The following is a 19,183-nucleotide window of genomic DNA, read 5'->3' as shown; positions in this document are numbered from 1 at the left end:
TCGGATACCTGTTCGTTCAGCGCGCAGGCGTCTGCCAGCGCAATGCGTAGCGTTGCACGAGTGCGATCGACCGGTCGATCGCGAAGCCGATCAGCCCGATCACCGCGACGTCGATGAGCACGACGTCGAGCCGCAGCATCTGCCGCGCCAGTTCCATCATCTGGCCGATCCCGCTGTCGGCGCTGAGCAGCTCGACCGCGACGAGCGCGAGCCACGCGCGCGCGAGCGCGATCCGCACGCCGGTCAGCAGCGGCGGCAACGCGGCCGGCAGCAGCACGTCGCGCAGCAGCGCGAAGCGGCCGAGCCCGTAGTGCCGCGCCATTTCGACGAGGTCGCGCGGCGCGTCGTGCACGCCCGTGTACGCGGCCAGCGCGACCGGAAAGAACACGGCCTTGCCGACGACGACGAGCTTCAGCGGCTCGTCGACGCCGATCAGCAGGATCAGCAGCGGAATCAGCGTGAGCGTCGGCACCTGCCGCAGCAGGTCGAACGTCGGCCGCAGGTAGTCGGCGAACAGCCGGCTGCGCGCAAGCAGGATGCCGAACGCGGCACCGCCGGTCGCGCCGATCGCGAAGCCGAGCGCGAGGCGATGCAGCGTGATCAGCAGGTTGTCGCGCAGTTCGCCGGTGTCGAGCAGCGTGCGCAGCGTTGCCGCGAGCCGATCCGGCGGCACGACGAGCTGCGGCGGAAACCAGCGCTGCGCGCTCGCGAGCCACCACAGTGTGACGAACGCGACGGGCGTGGCCCACCACAGCGCGAGCCCGCCAAGCCGGGCAATCCCGGGCGGGCGGAGCGCGCGTGCACCGTTCGACGCGAGGGCATGCATCGGCATCAGCGGCTCGCGACGCGTGCCGCGTCGGCGCGCCAGTAGCCGTCGAGCCCGAGCTGCTTGAGCGCGGTCGCGACGAACGTCGGCGCGAGCAGCGCGTTCACGTCGACCGGCGTGGACGTCAGGCCGGCCTGGCGACTGTACGCGATGACGTCGCGGTAGTGGCCGGTCAGCGCGGGCGTGAAGAGCGGCGCCCATTGGTCCTTCCACGGTGTCGCCTCATCCGCGTATTCGCGGCGCACGACGCTTTCCGGCTGGCCGGATGCGCTCAGGATCTTCACGTACGCGTCGCGGTTCTGCGGCTGCGAGATCCAGTGCGCGGCACGCACGTAGGCCGTCGCGACGAGCTGCGTGAGGTCGGGATAGCGCCGCACGAAATCGTCGGACGCCCACAGTTCCGCGCGCATCTTCCAGTCGTCGGGCGCGGTCTTGGTCGACCAGATGATCTTGCCGACGTGCTTGTCGACGAGCGAATACGCGTCGGACAGCGTGAAGAAGCCGTCGACGCGTCCGGCCGCGACGGCGGCCGCACCGGCCTGCGGGTCGAGGTTGTAGATCTTGAAGTCGGACAGCTTCAGCCCGTTCTCGGCGAGCAGCTTGCTGAACGTGACTTCCCACGGCCGGCCGCGATTGAGCGCGATGCGCTTGCCTTTCAGGTCGACGATCGATTTCGCGGTCGAGCCGGCCGGCACGACGAGATACGTGTTGCTGCCGACACTGCCCGGCACGATCAGCCGCGTATGGGTGCCCGACGCGTTGACGACGACCGACGGCAGGTCGCCGTAGCCGGCGAAATCGATGCTGCCGTTCGTGAATGCTTCGTTCACGAGCGTGCCGACCGCCGCGGTCGACACCGGCACCCATTGCAGCTTCACGTGCCGCGCGGCGAGCGCCTTCTCGAGCGACTTGTCGGCGTCGATCAGTGCCGACGCGCCCGCGTATTGCGTCTTGCCGCCGCTCGAATAGGCGACGACGGCGATCCGCACGACCTTGGGCGCGTCGTCCGCATGCGCGGCCGGTGCGGCGAGCGATGCCGCGGCGAACGGCAGCGCGGCGAACAGCGCGCGCAGCGGGCGGCGCAGCGCGGCGAGGGAGAGCGTGTGTTTCATGGTGGTCCGGAACGATAGGCGGAAAAGGGGCTCACGCGCGCTTCTGCAGCGATGGCCGCAGCACGTCGGCGAGCGGGCGCGGGTCGATCCAGTCGGAGACGTCGAAGTCAGCCTCCAGAAAGCCGTGGTCGTGCAGGAACGTCTTGAAGTCGTCGAGCGCGGCGATCGATTCGTCGTCGAGGTTGACCCCGAGGTGCCGGTGCAGCTGGTTGCCGTACGCGGCGCGGACCCAGTCGATCGACGACGCGGTTTCGCCGGCCACGTAGAGCGCGGTTTCGTCGGGATGCGTGCCGGCCCAGTCGCCGGCGGCGACCACGAGCTTCAGGAAGCCGGCGACGATGTCCGGATGATTCGCGAGCACGTCCGCGTTGACGGTCAGCGGGCGCGGCGTGCCGTTGTTGTTGCGGATCGCGCGCTCGGGATGAAAGCCGATGTCGATCACGACGTGCGCGCCGATCAGCTGCGCGATCTCGAGGCCGGTCGAGCCCTTGACGTAGATCGCGTCGACCTCGCCGCGCAGCAGCGCGCCGGCTTCGGCCGCGTACAGCGCGCGGCTCGAGAAGCCGTGCGGCGACGCGAACAGGTCCGCCGCGCGCGCCGGCCCGACGGCCTGCAGCGTGCGGGCGCGCACATCGACGCATTCGACGTCGCGCGTGGTCAGCCCGTCGAGGCTCAACGCGTTGACGAAGCCGCGCAGCGCCGACGCGCGGAAGATGTCGATGCGGTCGTCGGGGCGGCTCGGGATCGCGATGCGGCGCCCGCGCAAGGCCTTCACCGAGCGGATGCCCGACTCGGGCCGCGCGAGGATCAACTGCGATTCGTCGACCCACGACAGCCCGATCACGCGCGTGTTCGCGCCGTTCGAGCGCGCCCACATCGCGGGGATGCTGCCGCCCTGGCGGAACGACTGCGCGAGCGTGTGATCGCTGATCGACGACACGTCGTGCCGCGTGGCGCCGCGCGGCGAGCGGATCGCGACACCGTCGGCCGACGTCTCGCCGTTGAGCCAGCCGAGATGCACGGCGATGCCGAGCGGGGTCGGCACGGGCGACCGGGCGTACCAGAACGTCTGTTGCTTGTCCGATGACGAATCGGGCCTGTCTGTCATGGGTGAGATTCCCTCTCTGCGTAAGCATGGTTGAAGCCCGGTCGCGCACGGTGTCGGTGTCGCACGCGTGGGCCGGTCAACGTTGCAAGTTCCGGGCCAGTGAACGGAAACGGCGCGGCCGCACGCGGCGCGGGCATCGCGCGGGAGGAGCGGTGCGCGTACCGATGCAGCGCCTGTTGCGCCAGCAACAGTCGCGTCGGCCGCTGTTGCGCGCGCAGCAGCAGTGGGGGCGGTGCAGCAGCGCGATAGGTGCGTGTCGTGACGGCATGGGTAACCGCGAGCGGGGGCGATTCGATTGCCGCTGACGCCCGGTATGCAAGGCACTGCGCGGGATCGCCGGCGACCACGTTCGCGCAGCGGCGAGCGCGTTGGCACACCGCGTGCTTTACAGCGCAGCACTCGCGCGGCACGCCGATGCCGCACGCAATCCGAATGGCCCGACCAGGAGAACTCCGATGGCTGTTGAATTTCTGTGGCGCCTGCCGATGCATGGCGACGGCCGGCGCGCACACGACCTGCATACGCGCGGCGAATGGAACCGCCAGCGCGCATCGCGCGTCGCGCCGAAAGTCGACGACGACGATTTCGGCTACATCGACTATCTGTCGCAGGTCGCGCGCGCGGCCGACATCGCCGGCTTCCACGGCGCGCTGATTCCGATCTTTCGGTTTACCGAGGAACCGTGGGTCGTCGCTGCCGCGCTGGCGCGTGAGACCCGCCGGCTGCGGCTCCTGATCGCGCTGCAGCCGCATTTCGTGCATCCGGTCTATGCGGCCCAGATGGCCGCGAGCCTGCAGCGGATCAGCCGCGGGCGCGTCGAGTGGAACGTCGTCACGGGCGGCGGCGGCCCCGACCAGCGTGCGTACGGCGACTTCATCGATCACGACAGCCGCTATGCGCGCACCGACGAATTCCTCGATGTCGTGAAGGGCGTCGCGGCCGGCGAGCCGTTCACGTTCGACGGCCGCTTCTATCGCGTCGAAGCCGGCGGCCTGCTGCCGCCGCTGAGCGGCCAGAAGCCGCCGCGCATCTACCTGGCCGGCGCGAGCGATGCCGCGCTCGCGGTGGCCGCGAAGCACGGCGACGTGCACCTGAGCTGGGGCGAACCGCTCGCGAAACAGAAGGAAGTGATCGATGCGGCGCGCCGCGCGCTTGACCGCCAGAACGCCGAGCGCGACCTGCGCTTCGGCATGCGCATCGACATCCTGGCGCGCGAGACCGAGGAGCAGGCGTGGGCCGAGTTGCGGCAGATGTTCGCGACGGTGGGCGACGCGACGCGCGGCGGATTCGGCGGGCGCGGCGAATCGTCGGAGTCGGTCGGCGCGAAACGCCAGTTCGCGCTGCACCAGGGCAACACGCAGCACTTCGACGACCTGATCGTCGGCCCGAACCTGTGGGCTGGGATGTCGCAGATTCGCGGCGGCCCCGGCTGCGTGATCGTCGGCAGCCACGAGCAGGTGGCCGAGCGGCTCGCGGAATACGTCGACATCGGTGTGTCGACGTTCATTCTCGCCAGCAACCCGCATCTCGAGGAGGCGTACCGCGTGGGCGAGGAAGTGCTGCCGCTCGTCGACGGCGCGCTGAACGCGCGCGGCACGCAGGCGGCGCTGCGCGTGGCCGGCGCATGAACGCGACGGCCTTCCCGCGTCATCCAACGACATCGACAAGGACATTCACCATGACGACACTCGCTGCGCAGGCCACGGCCTGCGACGCACTCTGGTACACGCGCTGCCCGGTGCCGACCGCGCTCGGCATCGCCGTGCACCGCGGCTGGTTCGACGAGGAGTTCGGGCCGGACGGCATCACGCTGAATTCGCTGCAGGAGACGGCCGATGCCGGCAAGCGCGAATCGCATTTCGATCACAGCCTGCCGCACTCGTTCCGGCAGGGCGGCAACATTCCGGCGCTATGGGCGCGGGCACGCGGCGCCGATACGCGCGTGATCGGCCTGTCGTGGACCAACGAATTCCAGGCGATCGTCACGCTGCCCGATCGCGGCATTCGCTCGGTGCGCGATCTGCGCGGCCGGCGGCTCGGGTTGCCGCGCCATCCGATCAGCATCGACTTCTGGCGGGCGGCCGCGCTGAAAGGCTTCCTGAGCGCGCTCGAACTCGAAGGGCTCGGGCACGGCGACGCCGAATGGGTCGACCTGCCCGACGAACGTGAACGTCGCACCGGCCCGGCATCGTTCACGCGCGGCCCGCACGAGTACGGGATCGAGATCGCGGCGCTCGTGCGCGGCGAGGTCGACGCGGTGTTCGTGAAAGGCGTCGAAGGGCTCGAGACCGTGCATCTGATCGATGCGCAGGTCGTCATCGATCTCGGCGCGCACCCCGATCCGCTCGTGCGGATCGGCAATGGCACGCCGCGCACGCTGACCGTCGACCGCGCACTGATCGACGCGCGCCCCGATCTCGTGAGCCGCTTCCTGTCGGTGGTGGTGGGGGCGGGCGACTGGGCCGCGCGCCATCCGGCGGAGACGGTTGCGTATATCGGCCGCGAGACGCGCGCATCCGACGAGTGGGTGCGCTATGCGTACGGCGCGGACGTGCACCGCCATCTGGAGACGGGGCTCGCGCAGACGTCGATCGACGGGCTGGTCGCGTTCAAGGACTTCCTCGTCGAGTGGGGCTTTCTCGAACAGGATTTCGATGCACGCGCGTGGATCGACCCGGCGCCGTTCACGCGCATCGACCGGCAACGCCATGCGTGGGTCGCGTAGCGCGCCGCGGCGCGTCATTCCAAGGAGTCGAGCATGACAGGTCTGACGATCGAATACGGCGTGCCGCCGGCGCGCCGGCATGCGGCGCGCGCCGTGCCGCGTGCAGGTGCGGGTGCGAGCGGGGCGGCGGTCGCGCGTCCGCCGTCCGCTTCGCCGTCGGCACGGCCGGATGCGCCGAAGGCGAAGCCGGGCGCGTGGCGCGTCACGGGGGCGATTGCGCTCGCCGTCACGGCGCTGCATGCAGGTGTCGCGTTGCTGGCCGCGCGCGCACCTGCCGCGCCGCCCGTGCAGCCACCGCGGCCGCTGCCGATGACGGTCGAATTGACGCGGCCGCCCGAACCGTTGCCGCAGGCCGCGCATCCGCCGCCGCCGGCAGTGCCCCCGAAGCCGCTGAAGCAGGCGCCGACCCCGCCGAAGCCGCGTGCGGCCGTCGCGCATCCGGCGCCGGTGCCCGCTGCCGCGCCGCAATTCACCCGCGAGGCGGCCCCTGCGACGGCGGCACCGGCCGCCGCCGCGCCAGCCACGCCGGCTCCCGCGCCGGCCGCGCCTGCCGCACCGGTGCGCGAAACCGCACCGATCGGCGACGCGGCCTACCTGCGCAACCCGGCGCCCGACTATCCGGCGTTCGCGCAGGACCAGGGCTGGGAAGGGCGCGTCGTGCTGCGCGTGCACGTGCTCGCGAACGGTTCACCCGATTCCGTCGAGGTCCGCACGAGCAGCGGCCGCCGCATGCTCGACACCGCGGCGGTGGCCACCGTGAAGCGCTGGACGTTCGTGCCCGCGAAGCGCGGCGACGAGGCGGTCGACGGCTGGGTCAACGTGCCGATCGATTTCAAGCTGGGCTGACCCGCCGGGCAGCCCGCCACATTTTCAAAGGAACTCACATCATGAACGGTATTCCGACCACCTTCATCGTCCAGGGCGCGCTCTGGCTGCTCGTCGTCTTTTCCGTCGTCACGTGGACGCTGATCGTCGTGAAGGCGATCCAGAGCCTGCGGGCGAGCGTGCGCAACCGGCGCTACGTCAGCGCGTTCTGGGCGGCGAACAGCTTCCACGAGGCCGCCGCGCTCGACGGCGCGAACAGCCCGGTGGGCGAACTCGCCGCGACGGGCTTCGACGCGCTGCGGCGCGCCGACGAGAGCAGCGCGCACGATCTCGAACACAGCTGGAGCCGCCACGATCTGCTCGAACGGCATCTGCGGCAGCAGATCCACAACGCGCGCCGGCGCGAGGAGGCGGGGCTGGCGGTGCTCGCGTCGATCGGCAGCACCGCGCCGTTCGTCGGCCTGTTCGGCACCGTATTCGGCATCATCCATGCGCTGACCGCGATCACGCACAGCGCGTCGGCGAGCATCGACGTCGTGGCCGGGCCGATCGGCGAGGCGCTCGTCGCGACCGGGATCGGCATCGCGGTCGCCGTGCCGGCCGTGCTCGCGTACAACTTCTTCGTGCGCCGCGTGAAGGCCGCGTCGGCCGACCTCGACGCGTTCGCCACCGATTTCGTCACGCTCGCGCAGAAGGCCGGCTTCCGCGTGCCGGCCGCCGCCGCCGCGCCCGCGCCGGCGCGCCGTGCCGGCGACACCCGTCAGGAGGCGTTCGCATAATGGCCTTCTCCTCTTCCTCCGACAACGACGACGTGCTCAGCGAAATCAACATCACGCCGCTCGTCGACGTGATGCTCGTGCTGCTCGTCGCCTTCATCGTCACGGCGCCGCTGCTGAACAACGCGGTGCACGTGAACCTGCCGAACACCGTCGCCACGGCGCCGGCCGATCGCAAGCCGAACGTCACCGTGAGCGTCGACGACAAGGGTGTCGTGTATCTCGACAAGCGGGCGGTCGCGCTCGCCGCCGTGCCGGCCGAGCTGGCCGCGCTGAAGGCCGGCCGGCCCGACGTCGCGCTCGACCTGCAGGCCGACGAGCACGTGCCGTACGGCACGGTCGCGAAGCTGATGGCCGCGATCGAGCATGCGGGCATCACGCGGCTGTCGGTGCTCACCGCGCCGCGCGGCTGACGCGCGGTTCACGACTCTGTCCAAGAACGCATCCATGAGCATCACGGCTTCCTCCAACGTCCAGTCGATCTGGTACACACGCTGTCCGGTGCCGACGCCGCTCGGCATCGCCGCGCATCTCGGCTGGCTCGACAGTGAATTCGCCGGCGACGGCATCACCGTGCGCGCGCTGCAGGAGAGCCAGCACGCGGCACTGCATCACGCGCACGTCGATCATTCGCTCGACAACGCATTCCGGCAGGGCGGCAGCATTCCCGCGCTGTGGGCGCGCGCGGCCGGCGCCGAGACGCGCGTGGTCGCGCTCACGTGGGTCGACGAGGCGCAGGCGATCGTCGCGCTGCCGGAAAGCGGGCTGACGCGGCCGAAGGACCTGCGCGGGCGCCGCATCGGCCTGCCGCGCCGCGACGGCGAGCGCATCGACATCTTTCGTGCGGCGGCGCTGCGCGGCTTCGTCAGTGCGCTGTCGCTCGACGGGCTCGGCCCCGCCGATGTCGAATGGATCGACGTGCCGGCGTCGAACCTGCGCGCACCGGTGTCGACCCCAGCGACGCGCGACGCGGCCTTCAGCCATCCCGCGAGCCTGTCGAGCCGCCGGCTCTATGCGGCCGAAGCGGCCGCGCTCGTGCGCGGCGAAGTCGACGCGATCTACGTGAAGGGCTCGCTCGGGCTCGAAACCGCGCACCTGATCGGCGCGCAGGCGGTGATCGACATCGGCTTTCATCCCGATCCGCAGATCCGCATCAACAACGGGTCGCCGCGCCCGCTGACCGTCAATGCGTCGACGCTCGAACGGCATCCCGACATCGTCAGCCGCTTCCTCGCGCGCGTGACCGATGTCGAAGGCTGGGCGCGCGAGCACGAGCAGGACGTGCTCGGCTATCTCGGCCGCGAGACGGGATCGGGCCATGACTGGCTGCGGCTGGCATACGGCGCGGACGTGCACCGGCGGCTGCGCACGGACCTCGACGAAGCATCGATCGCCGCGCTCGACGATTTCAAGCGCTTCCTCGTCGACTGGCGCTTCCTGCCGGCCGACTTCGACGTGCATGCGTGGATCGACCGGCGTGCGCTCGACTGCATCGCGACGCGGTCTCGCGACGCCGCGCGGTGAGCGCGCCGGCACGCGTCGCCGACGCATGGCGGCGCGAGCGTTTCACCGGCGGCTTCATGCTGCTGGCGCTCGCGAGCGGCACGACGATCAGCATGGCGCAGCTCGCGACGACGCTGTACGCGCTCGCGCTCGCGCTCGGCGTCGACAGCGCACGGCTCGGCATCATCGCGGCGATGGAGCCGCTCGGCATCGCGTTGATGACGCTGCCGGCCGGGTTGCTCGTCGCGCGCTACGGCGCGCGGCGCGTGTACTTCGTCGCGAGCATGGGGCCGATGCTGCTCAATCTCGTCGTGCCGTTCACCGGCGCATGGCCGCTGATCGCGCTCACGCAAGTGTTGATCGGGCTGTGCATCCCGTTCCGGATCGTGTCGATCAACGGCGTGTTCCTCGCGCGTCTCGCGCAGATCGGCCTCGCCCGCGCCGGCTGGTACCGCGCGGCGATGTCGGTCGGCACCGGCATGGTCGGGCCGTGGCTCGCGAGCGGGCTGATCGGCGCGCACGGCGCGGTCGCGACGTTCTGCGCGGCATCCGCGAGCTTCGCGGGCATGGCGCTGTTCAGCCGGACGCTGCTCGGCGATGCGGAGCCCGCGGCCCGCGGTGCGCCGCCTGAACCCGGCGGCCTGCGCGCGTTGCTGGCGCTCGCGTGGAGTCACGACGTGCGCGAGCAGCTCGTGCTGGAGGCCGTGAACAGCGCGACCCGTTCGCTCGCCGGCGCGTATACGGTGGTGCTGGCGATTCAGTCGCTCGGGCTGTCGCAAACGAAAGCCGTCGTGCTGCTGACGCTGCAGGGCGTCGTCGCCGTGATCGCACTGTTCGGGCTCGGGCACGTCGCGCAGCGGATGACCGCGCGCCGTTGCCAGGCACTCAGTCTTGCCGGTGGCGTGGCCGGGTTGCTCGCGCTGGGTCTCGCCCATGACGCATGGGTCGTCGGCGCGGGGCTCGCCGCGCTGTGCGCCGGCTCGTCGCTGCTGCATCTCGTCAACATGCAGCGCCTCGGCCGTCACCCGGCCGACAAGAGCCAGGTGTCGAGCCTCTACAACCTCGCATCGATGACGGGCGCGTTCTGCGGCCCGCTGGCCGGCAGCGCGCTCGTGCCGATCGTCGGGTTGCCGGGCGTGTTTCTGTGCTGGCTGCCCGTGGTCGTGCTGGTTGGGCTCGCGCTGCACGCGTCGACAGGGCGGCGCGAGGCATCGCGTGCTGCAACTGCGAAGCTGTCCTGACGACCATCGAATCGGATGTGGCGGAATCCGCGCGGTGTTGCGTGACCAGCAGTTTGCTCCCCGTCACAGATGCGCATGCAGCAACACCTGCACCACGCGCAGGCCGGAAACCCCGTGCGACAGGCCTCTCGATGCTGGCATCCGAATTGCAATAGATCACCCGTGCGTCGCGCACGCACGTGCGTTCAACCGATCAAACAGGATGACTCATCGATGTTCAGGAAAAAACTAATCGTCACCGCGCTGGGGGGACTGCTGACGGGCGCAGCCGTATCGTTGCCCGCATGGGCGGAAGACGGCGCAGTGACGGCGGCGCCGGACGCGAAACCGGCGCAACAGGGCGCGGACGATGCAGCCGCGGCGGCGCCGAAGGCCGCCCGTGCGACCCGCGGCACGGCCGCACGCGAAACGAACCTCGGCACGGTGACGGTGACCGCGCGCCGGCGCAAGGAGAGCATCCAGGACGTGCCGGTCGCGGTGAGCGCGCTGAGCGGGGACACGATCAAGAACAACGAGCTGCGCGTGGTGAACGACGTCACGAAGTACGTGCCGAATTTCACCGGCCAGTCGACCGAAGGCCGCGAGCGGCCGCGCTGGTTCCTGCGCGGCGTCGGCAGCAACGATCCGTCGGACCTGTCGCTGAGCCCGATCGGCGTGTACTTCGACGACGTCTACATCAACAGCGTGTTCGGGCAGGGCTTCCCGCTGTTCGACCTCGATCGCATCGAAGTGCTGCGCGGCCCGCAGGGCACGCTGTGGGGCAAGAATACCGTCGGCGGCGCGCTCAGCATCACGTCGCAGAAGCCGACCTTCGACGTGAGCGGCTACGGCAAGATCGGGCTCGGCCAGTACAACAGCCGGCTCGCGGAAGCCGCGATCGGCGGCCCGATCGGCAAGAACGACGTGCTGGCCGCGCGCGTGTCGGTGTATCACGAGAACGCCGACAGCTTCTACACGAACACGGTGCAGCAAGGGCGCTTCGGCGGCTTCCACGACAATGCGGTGCGCTTCCAGGTGCTGGCCGTGCCGACCTCGGACACCGACTTCCTGTTCAACATCCACGGCCGCAACTACACGGGCGGCGGCAACGCGTGGCACGCGGAGGGCGCGGGGCCGGGCGGCGCGAACCAGTTCGGCTTCGTCGGGTCGAGCGATCCGTACACGGTGTCGCTCAATGCGCCGTCGAGCGATCACATCTCGACCTGGGGCACGTCGCTCACCGCGCACTGGCGCATCAACCCGGCGGTGACGCTGACGTCGATCACCGCGTTCGAAGGGCTGCACCGCTGGTACCAGGACGACGAGGACTATTCGGCGTTCGACGCCGCACGCTCGCACGATCGCCTGTCGAGCCGCCAGTTCTCGCAGGAATTCCGGCTCGAATCGCCGCAGAACGACCGGTTCAGCTGGCTCGTCGGCACGCACCTGTTCACCGAGCAACTGGCCGAGCAGGGTGCCGGCGGCGGCCTGCCGGGCTCGCCGTCGCCCGCGTTCTACCACCTGACCGACCTCACGCAGCACACGCAGAGCGCGGCGATCTTCGGCAGCGTGAAGTACCGCTTCACCGACCGCTTCAACGTGACGGGCGGGCTGCGTTACACGATCGAGCGCAAGAACATCAACCTGACGGGGCTGCAGGGCACCGGCAACGTGACGTTCAGCAATCCGGGCAGCTGGTGGGATCCGTCGTCGGTGTCGTCGCCGTTGGCGGTCAGCGCGCGGCAGAACCAGACGAACACGTGGCGCGCGCCGACCTGGGACCTCACGCCCGAATATGCGCTCAGCAGCAACGTGCGCGCGTATTTCCGCTATGCGCGCGGCTTCCGCTCGGGCGGCTACAACGGCAACGCGTACACGCAGAGCACGGTGTCGACCGTGTCGCCGGAGTACCTGACCGACTACGAAGTCGGCATCAAGAGCGAGTGGTTCGACAAGCGGTTGATCGTCAACGCGAGCGTGTTCCACTACGACTATCGAGACATCCAGGTGTTCGCGCTGGCGCCGAACCCGTTCGGCGGCCCGCCGGTGTCGACGCTGTCGAATGCGGGGCAGGGGCGTGCGGACGGCTTCGAGCTGGAGCTGAAGGCGCAGCCGGTCAACAGCCTCTACCTGTTCGCGAACCTCGGGATGCTGAACACGCGCTACACGGAATTCCGCTACGTGCCGACCGCCGTCGGCAATTCGTTCGCGCGTTCGCCGCATACGACGATCAACGCGGGCTTCGACTATCGCGTGCCGGTGTCGTTCGGCACGCTGACGGCCGGCGGCGACGTGAATTACCGCAGCCGCGAATACTTCAGCGCGACGCGGCAGACGATGCCGCAGCTCTGGCAGGGCGGCTACACGGTGCTGAACGCGCACGTGTCCTACACGACGCCGAACCAGAAGTACATCGTGACGGGCTACGTGACGAACCTGACCAACAAGGTCTACAAGAAGCTCGAGCTGCTGCCGTCGTATGGCGCGTATCCGGTGCTGTATGGCGATCCGCGCACGGTCGGGATCACGCTGACGGCGAAGATCTGACGGGCAACATGCGGCGGCGCGGCGGCGAGCCGCGTCTGCCGCGCGTCAGATCAGCAACGACAGCGTCCTGAACAGCGCGAGATCCGCCTTGCGTGCCGAGCGCGCATGCCGGCGGATCACGTGCAGCAGGCAGTCGATGAAGCAGCGCGCCGCGTCGCTGAGCGTGCTGCTGCGCCGCGTGACGATCCCGAGGTCGCGCGGCTCGAAGGTCTCCTTCAACTGCAACGCGCGCATCCGTTCGCCGAACGACGGCACGGCCGCGAGGATCGTCGGGCACCACGTGCACATGTCGGCCTGCTCGAGCATCGTCTGCAGCATTGCCACCGACTGCGCACGCACGATGCGCCGCTCGTCGATTTTGGCGCCGTGGCGCGTGAACAGGTAATCGACGAGCGCGCCCTGGCCGTCGGCCGCGAAATTCAGCACCCAGTCGTGGTCGAGCAGGTCGTGGATCGAACGCGCGTGCTCGAGCGGATGGCCGGCGCGCACCATCACCGCGGTCTCGTAGCGCAGCATCGGCTCGAACGCGAATTCCGGCGTACCGCCCGGTTGCACGTGCCCGAGCGCGAAATCCATGCTGCCGTCGCGCAACAGCGGCTGCGCGACGGCCATCAGCGCTTCGTAGAGTTCGAGGCGTACGTCGGGCATCTGCTCCCGAAAACGCAGCACCGCTTCCGCGAGGAAGGTCATCGTGAGCCACGGCGTGACGCCGATGCTCAACCGGCCCTCGATGCGGCCGCGCATGCGCTCGAGATCGCTCTGCGCGTGTTCGAGCTGCTTCAGCACGAGCTTCGCGTGCGTGAGCAGCGTCTTCCCGTATTCGGTGAAGCCGATCCCCTCCGGCGCGCGGACCAGCAGCGGCAGGCGTTCGCTGGCCTCCAGCTCGCGCAGCGCGCGCGTGACGGCCGCCTGCGACAGCCCGAGCGTGCGCGCCGCGCCGCGGATGCTGCCGGCCTCCGCGCTCGCGACGAGCGCCTGCAACTGATGCAGCTTGATCGTGCTCATGGTGCGATACCCGACAACGAAAGGTTGTCATCATAACGAAACCGCGGCTGTTCGCCGGGATTTTCGCTGCCTACGATGCGGACACGATCGGTCATTCGGGCGATCGGCAACCGGAACGCATCGAGGAGAATCGGGGTTGGACCATAAACCTATCCATCCGGAAATGGCGGCCATCGAGGCGGAGATGATCGCGCTGCGCCACCGGCTGCACGCGCATCCGGAGCTTGGCTTCGAGGAACATGCGACGAGCGATCTCGTGGCCGGTTTCCTGACAACGTGGGGTTATCGGGTGACGCGCGGGATCGGCGGCACGGGCGTGGTCGGCACGTTGACGCGCGGCCCCGGCAAGCGGCTGGGGCTGCGCGCGGACATGGACGCGCTGCCGATCCGCGAGACGACCGGGCTGCCGCACGCGAGCCGATGCGACGGCGTGATGCACGCGTGCGGCCACGACGGCCATACGGCGATGCTGCTCGCGGCGGCGCGCTGCCTGGCCGAGCGGGAGCGCTTCACGGGCACGCTGAACCTGATTTTCCAGCCGGCCGAGGAAGGGCTCGGCGGCGCGAAGCGGATGATCGACGACGGGCTGTTCGAGCGGTTTCCGTGCGATGCGGTGTTCGCGATGCACAACGTGCCGGGTCTGCCGGCCGGCGTGCTCGGTTTCTGCGACGGCCCGGCGATGGCCTCGGCCGACGAGGTGCAAGTGCGTGTGATCGGGCGCGGCGGGCATGGCGCGGCCCCGCATACGACGATCGATCCGGTGGTCGTGTGCGCGTCGATCGTGATGGCGCTGCAGACCGTCGTGTCGCGTAACGTGAACCCGCAGGAGATGGCGATCGTGACGGCCGGCTCGATCCATGCCGGCGCCGCATCGAACGTGATTCCGCCGCACGCGGATCTGGCACTCAGCGTGCGTGCGCTGTCGCCGGACGTGCGGGCGCTACTTGAACGGCGCATTCGCGAGATCGTGCACGGGCAGGCCGCGAGCTATGGCGCGACCGCCGAAATCGACTACCGGCACGCGTACCCGGTGCTCGTCAATCACGCGGAGCAAACCGCGTTTGCATGCGACGTCGCCCGCGAATGGGGCGGCGACGGTGCGCTGATCCCGCACCTGCGGCCGATCGCGGCAAGCGAGGACTTCGCGTTCATGCTGAACGCGTGCCCCGGCAGCTACCTGTCGATCGGCAACGGCGACGGCGCCGCCGGATGCGGGCTGCACCACCCCGGCTACGACTTCAACGACGCGTGCCTCGCCACCGGCGCGAGCTACTGGATTGCACTGGCGGAGCGCTACCTCGCGTGATGGGCCCGCACGATTTTGACTGACGATTCACACAAGGAAGGAGACTGGTAATGAAGCAATGGAAACGGATGGCGGCGCTCGCGGTGGCGCTGGCGGCGGGGGCGGCGCATGCGGGCGACTGGGCGGGCAAGGAGATCCGCCTCGCGGTCGATCCGACGTACCCGCCGCTCGAATACAAGCTGCCCGACGGCACGCTCACGGGCTTCGGGATCGACATCACGAACGCGTTGTGCGCGGAGCTGCATGCGCGCTGCGTGTGGGTCGAGTCGAGTTTCGACGGGATGATTCCGGGGCTGCTCGCGCGCAAGTTCGACGTGATCGCGTCGTCGATGACGATCACGCCGAAGCGGCAGCAGCAGATCGCGTTCACGAACCGGATCTCGAATGCGCCGGCGCGTCTCGTCGCGCGCAAGGGCTCGCCGCTGCTGCCGACGGCCGACGCGCTGAAGGGCAAGCGCGTGGGCGTCGAGCAGGGTTCCGCGCAGGCCGACTACGCGGTCGCGAACTGGCAGCCGGCCGGTGTGCAGGTCGTGTCGTACCAGAACCAGGACCAGGTCTATGCCGATCTCGTGACGGGCCGGCTCGACGCGGCGTTCCAGGCATCGATCGCGGCCAGCGACGGTTTCCTGAAGAAGCCGCAGGGCAAGGATTTCGCGTTCGTCGGTGCGGCGATCGACGACGTGAAGTACTTCGGGCAGGGCGACGGGCTCGGGCTGCGCAAGCAGGACAACGACCTGCGCGACGCCTTCAACCACGCACTTGCGACGATCCTCGCGAACGGCACGTACCAGCGGATCAACAAGAAGTACTTCGACTTCGACATTTACGGCGCGAAGTAAGCGGCGACGCCCGGAACACGGGCAGTCACGACACGATAAATAAGGAAAACGAATGAACTGGAGATTGGCTTTCGTCGCGGTCCCGGCGCTGTGTACGGCGCCCGCGCTCGCATTCGCGCAAGGCAGCGTCACGTTGTACGGCCTCGTCGATGCGGGCATCGACTACACGAACAACGTCGGCGGCCACAGCGCGTGGCAGATGGCAAGCGGCTTCGCGCAAGGCAGCCGCTGGGGGCTGAAGGGCACCGAGGATCTGGGCGGCGGCTACAGCGCGCTGTTCCAGCTCGAGAACGGCTTCAACGTGAACAACGGCACGCTCGCGCAGGGCGGCCGCATGTTCGGGCGGCAGGCGTACGTCGGGCTCGGCAGCGCGCGGTTCGGCACGCTGACGCTCGGCCGGCAATACGATGCGGTGGTCGACTATCTCGCGCCGACGACCGCGAACGGAAGCTGGGGCGTCTACCCGTTCTCGCATCCGCTCGACAACGACAACACCGGCAACACGTTCCGCGTGAACAACACGGTGAAGTATGCGAGCCCGGATTTCGCCGGCTTCTCGTTCGGCGGCACGTACAGCTTCAGCAACGACACGGACTTCGCGAACAACCGGCAGTGGAGCGTCGGCGCGCAGTACGAGCAGGGCGGCTTGCTGGTCGGCGCAGCCTTCCTGAATGCGGACAACCCGGGCGCGACGGCGGGCGGCGCGATCGCCGGCTCGGGGTCGGTCGGCGCCGATGCGAACTTTGCGTCGGCGCGGCTGCGGATCTTCGGTGCGGGCATCAACTACACGGCCGGGCCCGCGACGGTCGGGTTCGCGTACACGAACAGCAACGTCACGCGGCCGACCGCGAACGTCGGCTACCTGTTCGGCGACGAAACGATCGAGCCGGTGACCGGCCCGCTCGCGGGGGGCACGGTGTCGTCGATCAAGTACCAGAACTTCGAGGTGAACGGCAAATACCAGTTCACGCCGGCGTTGTTCGTCGGGGCGCAGTACGTGTACACGACGGTGCGCTACGACGCGACGACGGGCAGCGCGAAGCCGAAGATCCATTCGCTCGGGCTGATGGCCGACTACAGCCTGTCGAAGCGCACGGACGTGTACCTGATGGGCGCGTACCAGCGGATCGCGGGCGACGCGACCGGCTCGTCGCTCGACCAGGCCTATGTTCCCGGCGCGGCGGACCTGTCGTCGACCTCGAAGCAGCTGATGGTTCACGCGGGGATCCGTCACAAGTTCTGAGTGCGATGACGGAAGAGGCGGCGGGCCGAGCGACCCGCCGCCTCGACGCGCTTACTGCGCAACGCGGATCACGACCTTTCCGAAGTGTTGCCCCGACTGCAGATAGGCATACGCCTGCGGCGCTTCGTCGAAGCCGAACACGCGATCGACCACCGGCCGAATCTGCTTCGCGTCGACGAGCCGCACGACATCGTCGAGCATCGCGCGGCTGCCGACCATGATCCCATGCAACTGCCGGATCCCGCCGATCAGCGACAGCAGCCCGAGTTCGGGGCCGGCGAAGCTGCTGAGGCCGCCGATCACCGACACGATGCCGCCCAGCTTCGTCGCGGCGACCGAGCGCGGCAGCGTGTCCTTGCCGCCGACTTCGACGACCAGATCCGCCCCCGCGCCGCCGGTGAGCCGCAGCACTTCGTGCTGCCATTCGGGCGTCGCGCGATAGTTGATGGTGGCGTCCGCACCGAGTGCGCGCGCGCGCTCGAGCTTCGCATCGCTCGACGACGTGACGATCGTGCGCAGCCCCGCCGCATGCGCGAGCTGCAGCGCGACGATCGACACGCCGCCGGTGCCGAGCAGCACGACGGTCGCGCCCGGCCGCAGGCCGCCGTCGGCGAACAGCGCGTTCCACGCGGTAATCCCGGCGCACGACAGCGTCGCCGCCTCGTCGTAGTTCAGATGCGCGGGAATCGCGACCAGCGCGGCTTCGTCGGACACGAAATGTTCGGCCAGCACGCCGTCGAATTGCGCGCCGGGCGACCCCGAGACTTTCTGCAGCGTCGGCGGCCCGTCGATCCAGTGCGGGAAGTACGTGTTGATCACGCGATCGCCCGGCTTGAAGCGCGTGACGTCGCGGCCGGTTTCGACGACTTCGCCGGCGCCGTCGGCCACCGGGATCAGCGCGTCCGTGCCGATGCCGAGATAGTCGCCGCGCGCGAACATCAGGTCGCGGTAGTTCAGGCCGGCGGAATGGATCTTCACGACGACGTCGGTCGGCCCGACCGCGCGGCGTGTCGCGTCGATGCGCCGAAGTCCGGCCGCGCCGTCGCCCGGTTTCACTTGCCATGCGTGCATGTCGACTCCTTTTCGAGATAGAGCGGACTATCATAGTGTTGCGCACGGGGACGCATTGGCGAGAATTCGGCCGACGACTGTCGCCTGTGTGGACACAACCCTGTGACCCAACTGGAGCGGAATCGCATGGACGAGCGGCTGAGAGGCGTGGCCGAATTTGTCGACGTGGTGGAGTCGGGCAGCTTCGCGGCGGCCGCGCTGCGGCTCGGCGTCACGCGCTCGGCCGTCGCGAAGGTCGTCGCGCGGCTGGAACGCCGCCTCGGCGCGCGGCTCCTGCAGCGCACGACCCGCCAGCTCGGCCTGACCGACGAGGGGCTCGTCTATTACGAGCAATGCCGGCGGCTGCTGGCCGAACTCGGCGAGACGGAGGCCGCGCTCGACGCGGGGCAACGCGAGCCGGCGGGGCGGCTGCGCGTCAGCGTGCCGGTGCTGTTCGGGCGGCAATGCGTGGCGCCCGTGATGCGGCGCCTCGTCGAGCGCCATCCGCGGCTCGAGATCGACGTGTCGTTCAGCGACCGCGTGGCCGACCTGGTGAACGACGGCTTCGACATCGCGGTGCGCATCGGCGAGCTGGCCGACACGAGCGCGCTCGTCGGCCGCAAGCTCGGCGTGCAGCGCATGGGGATCTGCGCGTCGCCCGCGTATCTCGACCGTCATGGCCGGCCGGCGGGGCTCGACGCGCTCGCGTCGCACGTCGGCATCGCGTATTCGCGCGGCGGGCAACCGACGCCGTGGCGGGTTCTCGGCGCGGACGGCGCGGTGCACGACCATCGCCCGGCCGGCCGCCTGCGGCTCGACGACCTGCAGGCGATCGCCGATGCGGCCGCCGCCGGCGCGGGCCTCGCGTGGCTGCCGTGCTGGCTGATGGCGCCTTACCTGCGCGACGGCCGCCTCGCGCTCGTGATGGACAGCAACAGCGTGTCGGGCGCCGAAGTGTTCGCGGTGCGGCCGGCCTCGCGCCAGGTGCCGTCGAAGGTGCGCGTGGTCATCGATGCGCTCGTCGACGAGATACCGCGCATGCTGGCGTCGGATGATTGAGGCGGGCGCGGTGCGGCGTTCGCGACAGGCTCGCGCCGC

At 69.5% G+C, this 19,183-nt stretch carries 17 protein-coding genes; 12 read left to right on the top strand and 5 right to left on the bottom strand.

The window, feature by feature from the left end:
• Window positions 1-16 precede the first annotated feature (16 nt).
• The 3 genes from CFB43_RS29785 to CFB43_RS29775 are packed head-to-tail and all read right to left on the bottom strand — an operon-like array spanning window position 17 to window position 3,046.
• A complete protein-coding gene (locus tag CFB43_RS29785; RefSeq protein ID WP_089497704.1) occupies window positions 17-832 on the bottom strand; it encodes an ABC transporter permease in 816 nt (271 codons plus the stop codon).
• On the bottom strand, window positions 832-1,938 hold the full coding sequence (locus tag CFB43_RS29780) for a PhnD/SsuA/transferrin family substrate-binding protein (RefSeq protein ID WP_089497703.1): 1,107 nt from the start codon (window positions 1,936-1,938) through the stop codon (window positions 832-834). The genes CFB43_RS29785 and CFB43_RS29780 overlap by 1 nt, the downstream gene beginning before the upstream one ends.
• A 31-nt stretch (window positions 1,939-1,969) precedes the next feature.
• Entirely contained in the window at window positions 1,970-3,046 is a 1,077-nt protein-coding gene (locus CFB43_RS29775; protein WP_089497702.1) for an ABC transporter substrate-binding protein, read from the bottom strand.
• 455 nt (window positions 3,047-3,501) lie between these two features.
• Between CFB43_RS29775 and CFB43_RS29770 the strand changes: the two genes are divergently transcribed.
• From CFB43_RS29770 to CFB43_RS29735, 8 genes are all read left to right on the top strand, one after another.
• A complete protein-coding gene (locus CFB43_RS29770) occupies window positions 3,502-4,674 on the top strand; it encodes an LLM class flavin-dependent oxidoreductase (protein ID WP_089497701.1) in 1,173 nt (390 codons plus the stop codon).
• 50 nt (window positions 4,675-4,724) lie between these two features.
• Complete coding sequence (locus tag CFB43_RS29765; protein WP_039354360.1) at window positions 4,725-5,771, top strand: ABC transporter substrate-binding protein; 1,047 nt, start codon at window positions 4,725-4,727, stop codon at window positions 5,769-5,771.
• Between the two features lie 33 nt (window positions 5,772-5,804).
• Window positions 5,805-6,617 carry an energy transducer TonB gene (locus tag CFB43_RS29760; RefSeq protein WP_089497700.1) on the top strand — a complete coding sequence of 271 codons (813 nt, stop codon included), beginning with the start codon at window positions 5,805-5,807 and terminating at the stop codon, window positions 6,615-6,617.
• A gap of 41 nt (window positions 6,618-6,658) precedes the next feature.
• Entirely contained in the window at window positions 6,659-7,375 is a 717-nt protein-coding gene (locus CFB43_RS29755; RefSeq protein ID WP_089497699.1) for a MotA/TolQ/ExbB proton channel family protein, read from the top strand.
• Window positions 7,375-7,785 (top strand): ExbD/TolR family protein, encoded by a 411-nt coding sequence (locus CFB43_RS29750; protein WP_009694203.1) that lies wholly within the window; start codon window positions 7,375-7,377, stop codon window positions 7,783-7,785. Before CFB43_RS29755 ends, CFB43_RS29750 begins: the two co-directional genes overlap by 1 nt.
• 34 nt (window positions 7,786-7,819) lie before the next feature.
• Window positions 7,820-8,896, top strand: coding sequence for an ABC transporter substrate-binding protein (locus tag CFB43_RS29745; RefSeq protein ID WP_089497698.1), 1,077 nt, complete (start codon window positions 7,820-7,822; stop codon window positions 8,894-8,896).
• Window positions 8,893-10,116 (top strand): MFS transporter, encoded by a 1,224-nt coding sequence (locus tag CFB43_RS29740; protein WP_089497697.1) that lies wholly within the window; start codon window positions 8,893-8,895, stop codon window positions 10,114-10,116. Before CFB43_RS29745 ends, CFB43_RS29740 begins: the two co-directional genes overlap by 4 nt.
• Before the next feature lie 213 nt (window positions 10,117-10,329).
• Window positions 10,330-12,642, top strand: a complete 2,313-nt coding sequence (locus CFB43_RS29735) for a TonB-dependent receptor (RefSeq protein ID WP_089497696.1) — start codon at window positions 10,330-10,332, stop codon at window positions 12,640-12,642.
• Between the two features lie 45 nt (window positions 12,643-12,687).
• Here CFB43_RS29735 and CFB43_RS29730 read toward each other — a convergent pair whose 3' ends face one another.
• Window positions 12,688-13,647 (bottom strand): LysR substrate-binding domain-containing protein, encoded by a 960-nt coding sequence (locus CFB43_RS29730; protein WP_089497695.1) that lies wholly within the window; start codon window positions 13,645-13,647, stop codon window positions 12,688-12,690.
• A gap of 184 nt (window positions 13,648-13,831) precedes the next feature.
• On the opposite strand from CFB43_RS29730, the gene CFB43_RS29725 reads away from it, so the two are divergent.
• From CFB43_RS29725 to CFB43_RS29715, 3 genes are read left to right on the top strand one after another with little or no spacing between them, the layout of a single operon-like run.
• Window positions 13,832-14,953, top strand: coding sequence for a M20 aminoacylase family protein (locus CFB43_RS29725; protein WP_089498185.1), 1,122 nt, complete (start codon window positions 13,832-13,834; stop codon window positions 14,951-14,953).
• Window positions 14,954-15,003: 50 nt separating this feature from the next.
• Complete coding sequence (locus CFB43_RS29720; protein WP_089457612.1) at window positions 15,004-15,792, top strand: ABC transporter substrate-binding protein; 789 nt, start codon at window positions 15,004-15,006, stop codon at window positions 15,790-15,792.
• Window positions 15,793-15,844: 52 nt separating this feature from the next.
• A complete protein-coding gene (locus CFB43_RS29715; protein ID WP_089497694.1) occupies window positions 15,845-17,035 on the top strand; it encodes a porin in 1,191 nt (396 codons plus the stop codon).
• A 51-nt stretch (window positions 17,036-17,086) separates the two neighbouring features.
• Here CFB43_RS29715 and CFB43_RS29710 read toward each other — a convergent pair whose 3' ends face one another.
• On the bottom strand, window positions 17,087-18,106 hold the full coding sequence (locus CFB43_RS29710) for a zinc-dependent alcohol dehydrogenase family protein (protein ID WP_089497693.1): 1,020 nt from the start codon (window positions 18,104-18,106) through the stop codon (window positions 17,087-17,089).
• A 126-nt stretch (window positions 18,107-18,232) separates the two neighbouring features.
• Here CFB43_RS29710 and CFB43_RS29705 point away from each other — a divergent pair, with 126 nt between their 5' ends.
• Window positions 18,233-19,144, top strand: a complete 912-nt coding sequence (locus CFB43_RS29705; protein WP_089428290.1) for a LysR family transcriptional regulator — start codon at window positions 18,233-18,235, stop codon at window positions 19,142-19,144.
• Window positions 19,145-19,183 lie beyond the last annotated feature (39 nt).

The organism is Burkholderia sp. AU15512, from assembly GCF_002223325.1.
Taxonomy (GTDB): domain Bacteria; phylum Pseudomonadota; class Gammaproteobacteria; order Burkholderiales; family Burkholderiaceae; genus Burkholderia.
This window is presented reverse-complemented; position numbering and strand designations above follow the sequence as displayed.

Excerpts from the sequence above, each read along its gene's own strand:
- CFB43_RS29730 (WP_089497695.1), bottom strand. The coding sequence starts at position 13,647 with ATGAGCACGATCAAGCTGCATCAGTTGCAGGCGCTCGTCGCGAGCGCG.
- CFB43_RS29750 (WP_009694203.1), top strand. The coding sequence starts at position 7,375 with ATGGCCTTCTCCTCTTCCTCCGACAACGACGACGTGCTCAGCGAAATC.
- CFB43_RS29755 (WP_089497699.1), top strand. The coding sequence starts at position 6,659 with ATGAACGGTATTCCGACCACCTTCATCGTCCAGGGCGCGCTCTGGCTG.
- CFB43_RS29735 (WP_089497696.1), top strand. The coding sequence starts at position 10,330 with ATGTTCAGGAAAAAACTAATCGTCACCGCGCTGGGGGGACTGCTGACG.
- CFB43_RS29710 (WP_089497693.1), bottom strand. The coding sequence starts at position 18,106 with ATGCACGCATGGCAAGTGAAACCGGGCGACGGCGCGGCCGGACTTCGG.
- CFB43_RS29780 (WP_089497703.1), bottom strand. The coding sequence starts at position 1,938 with ATGAAACACACGCTCTCCCTCGCCGCGCTGCGCCGCCCGCTGCGCGCG.
- CFB43_RS29765 (WP_039354360.1), top strand. The coding sequence starts at position 4,725 with ATGACGACACTCGCTGCGCAGGCCACGGCCTGCGACGCACTCTGGTAC.
- CFB43_RS29770 (WP_089497701.1), top strand. The coding sequence starts at position 3,502 with ATGGCTGTTGAATTTCTGTGGCGCCTGCCGATGCATGGCGACGGCCGG.
- CFB43_RS29705 (WP_089428290.1), top strand. The coding sequence starts at position 18,233 with ATGGACGAGCGGCTGAGAGGCGTGGCCGAATTTGTCGACGTGGTGGAG.
- CFB43_RS29775 (WP_089497702.1), bottom strand. The coding sequence starts at position 3,046 with ATGACAGACAGGCCCGATTCGTCATCGGACAAGCAACAGACGTTCTGG.
- CFB43_RS29785 (WP_089497704.1), bottom strand. The coding sequence starts at position 832 with ATGCCGATGCATGCCCTCGCGTCGAACGGTGCACGCGCGCTCCGCCCG.
- CFB43_RS29720 (WP_089457612.1), top strand. The coding sequence starts at position 15,004 with ATGAAGCAATGGAAACGGATGGCGGCGCTCGCGGTGGCGCTGGCGGCG.
- CFB43_RS29715 (WP_089497694.1), top strand. The coding sequence starts at position 15,845 with ATGAACTGGAGATTGGCTTTCGTCGCGGTCCCGGCGCTGTGTACGGCG.
- CFB43_RS29725 (WP_089498185.1), top strand. The coding sequence starts at position 13,832 with ATGATCGCGCTGCGCCACCGGCTGCACGCGCATCCGGAGCTTGGCTTC.
- CFB43_RS29760 (WP_089497700.1), top strand. The coding sequence starts at position 5,805 with ATGACAGGTCTGACGATCGAATACGGCGTGCCGCCGGCGCGCCGGCAT.
- CFB43_RS29745 (WP_089497698.1), top strand. The coding sequence starts at position 7,820 with ATGAGCATCACGGCTTCCTCCAACGTCCAGTCGATCTGGTACACACGC.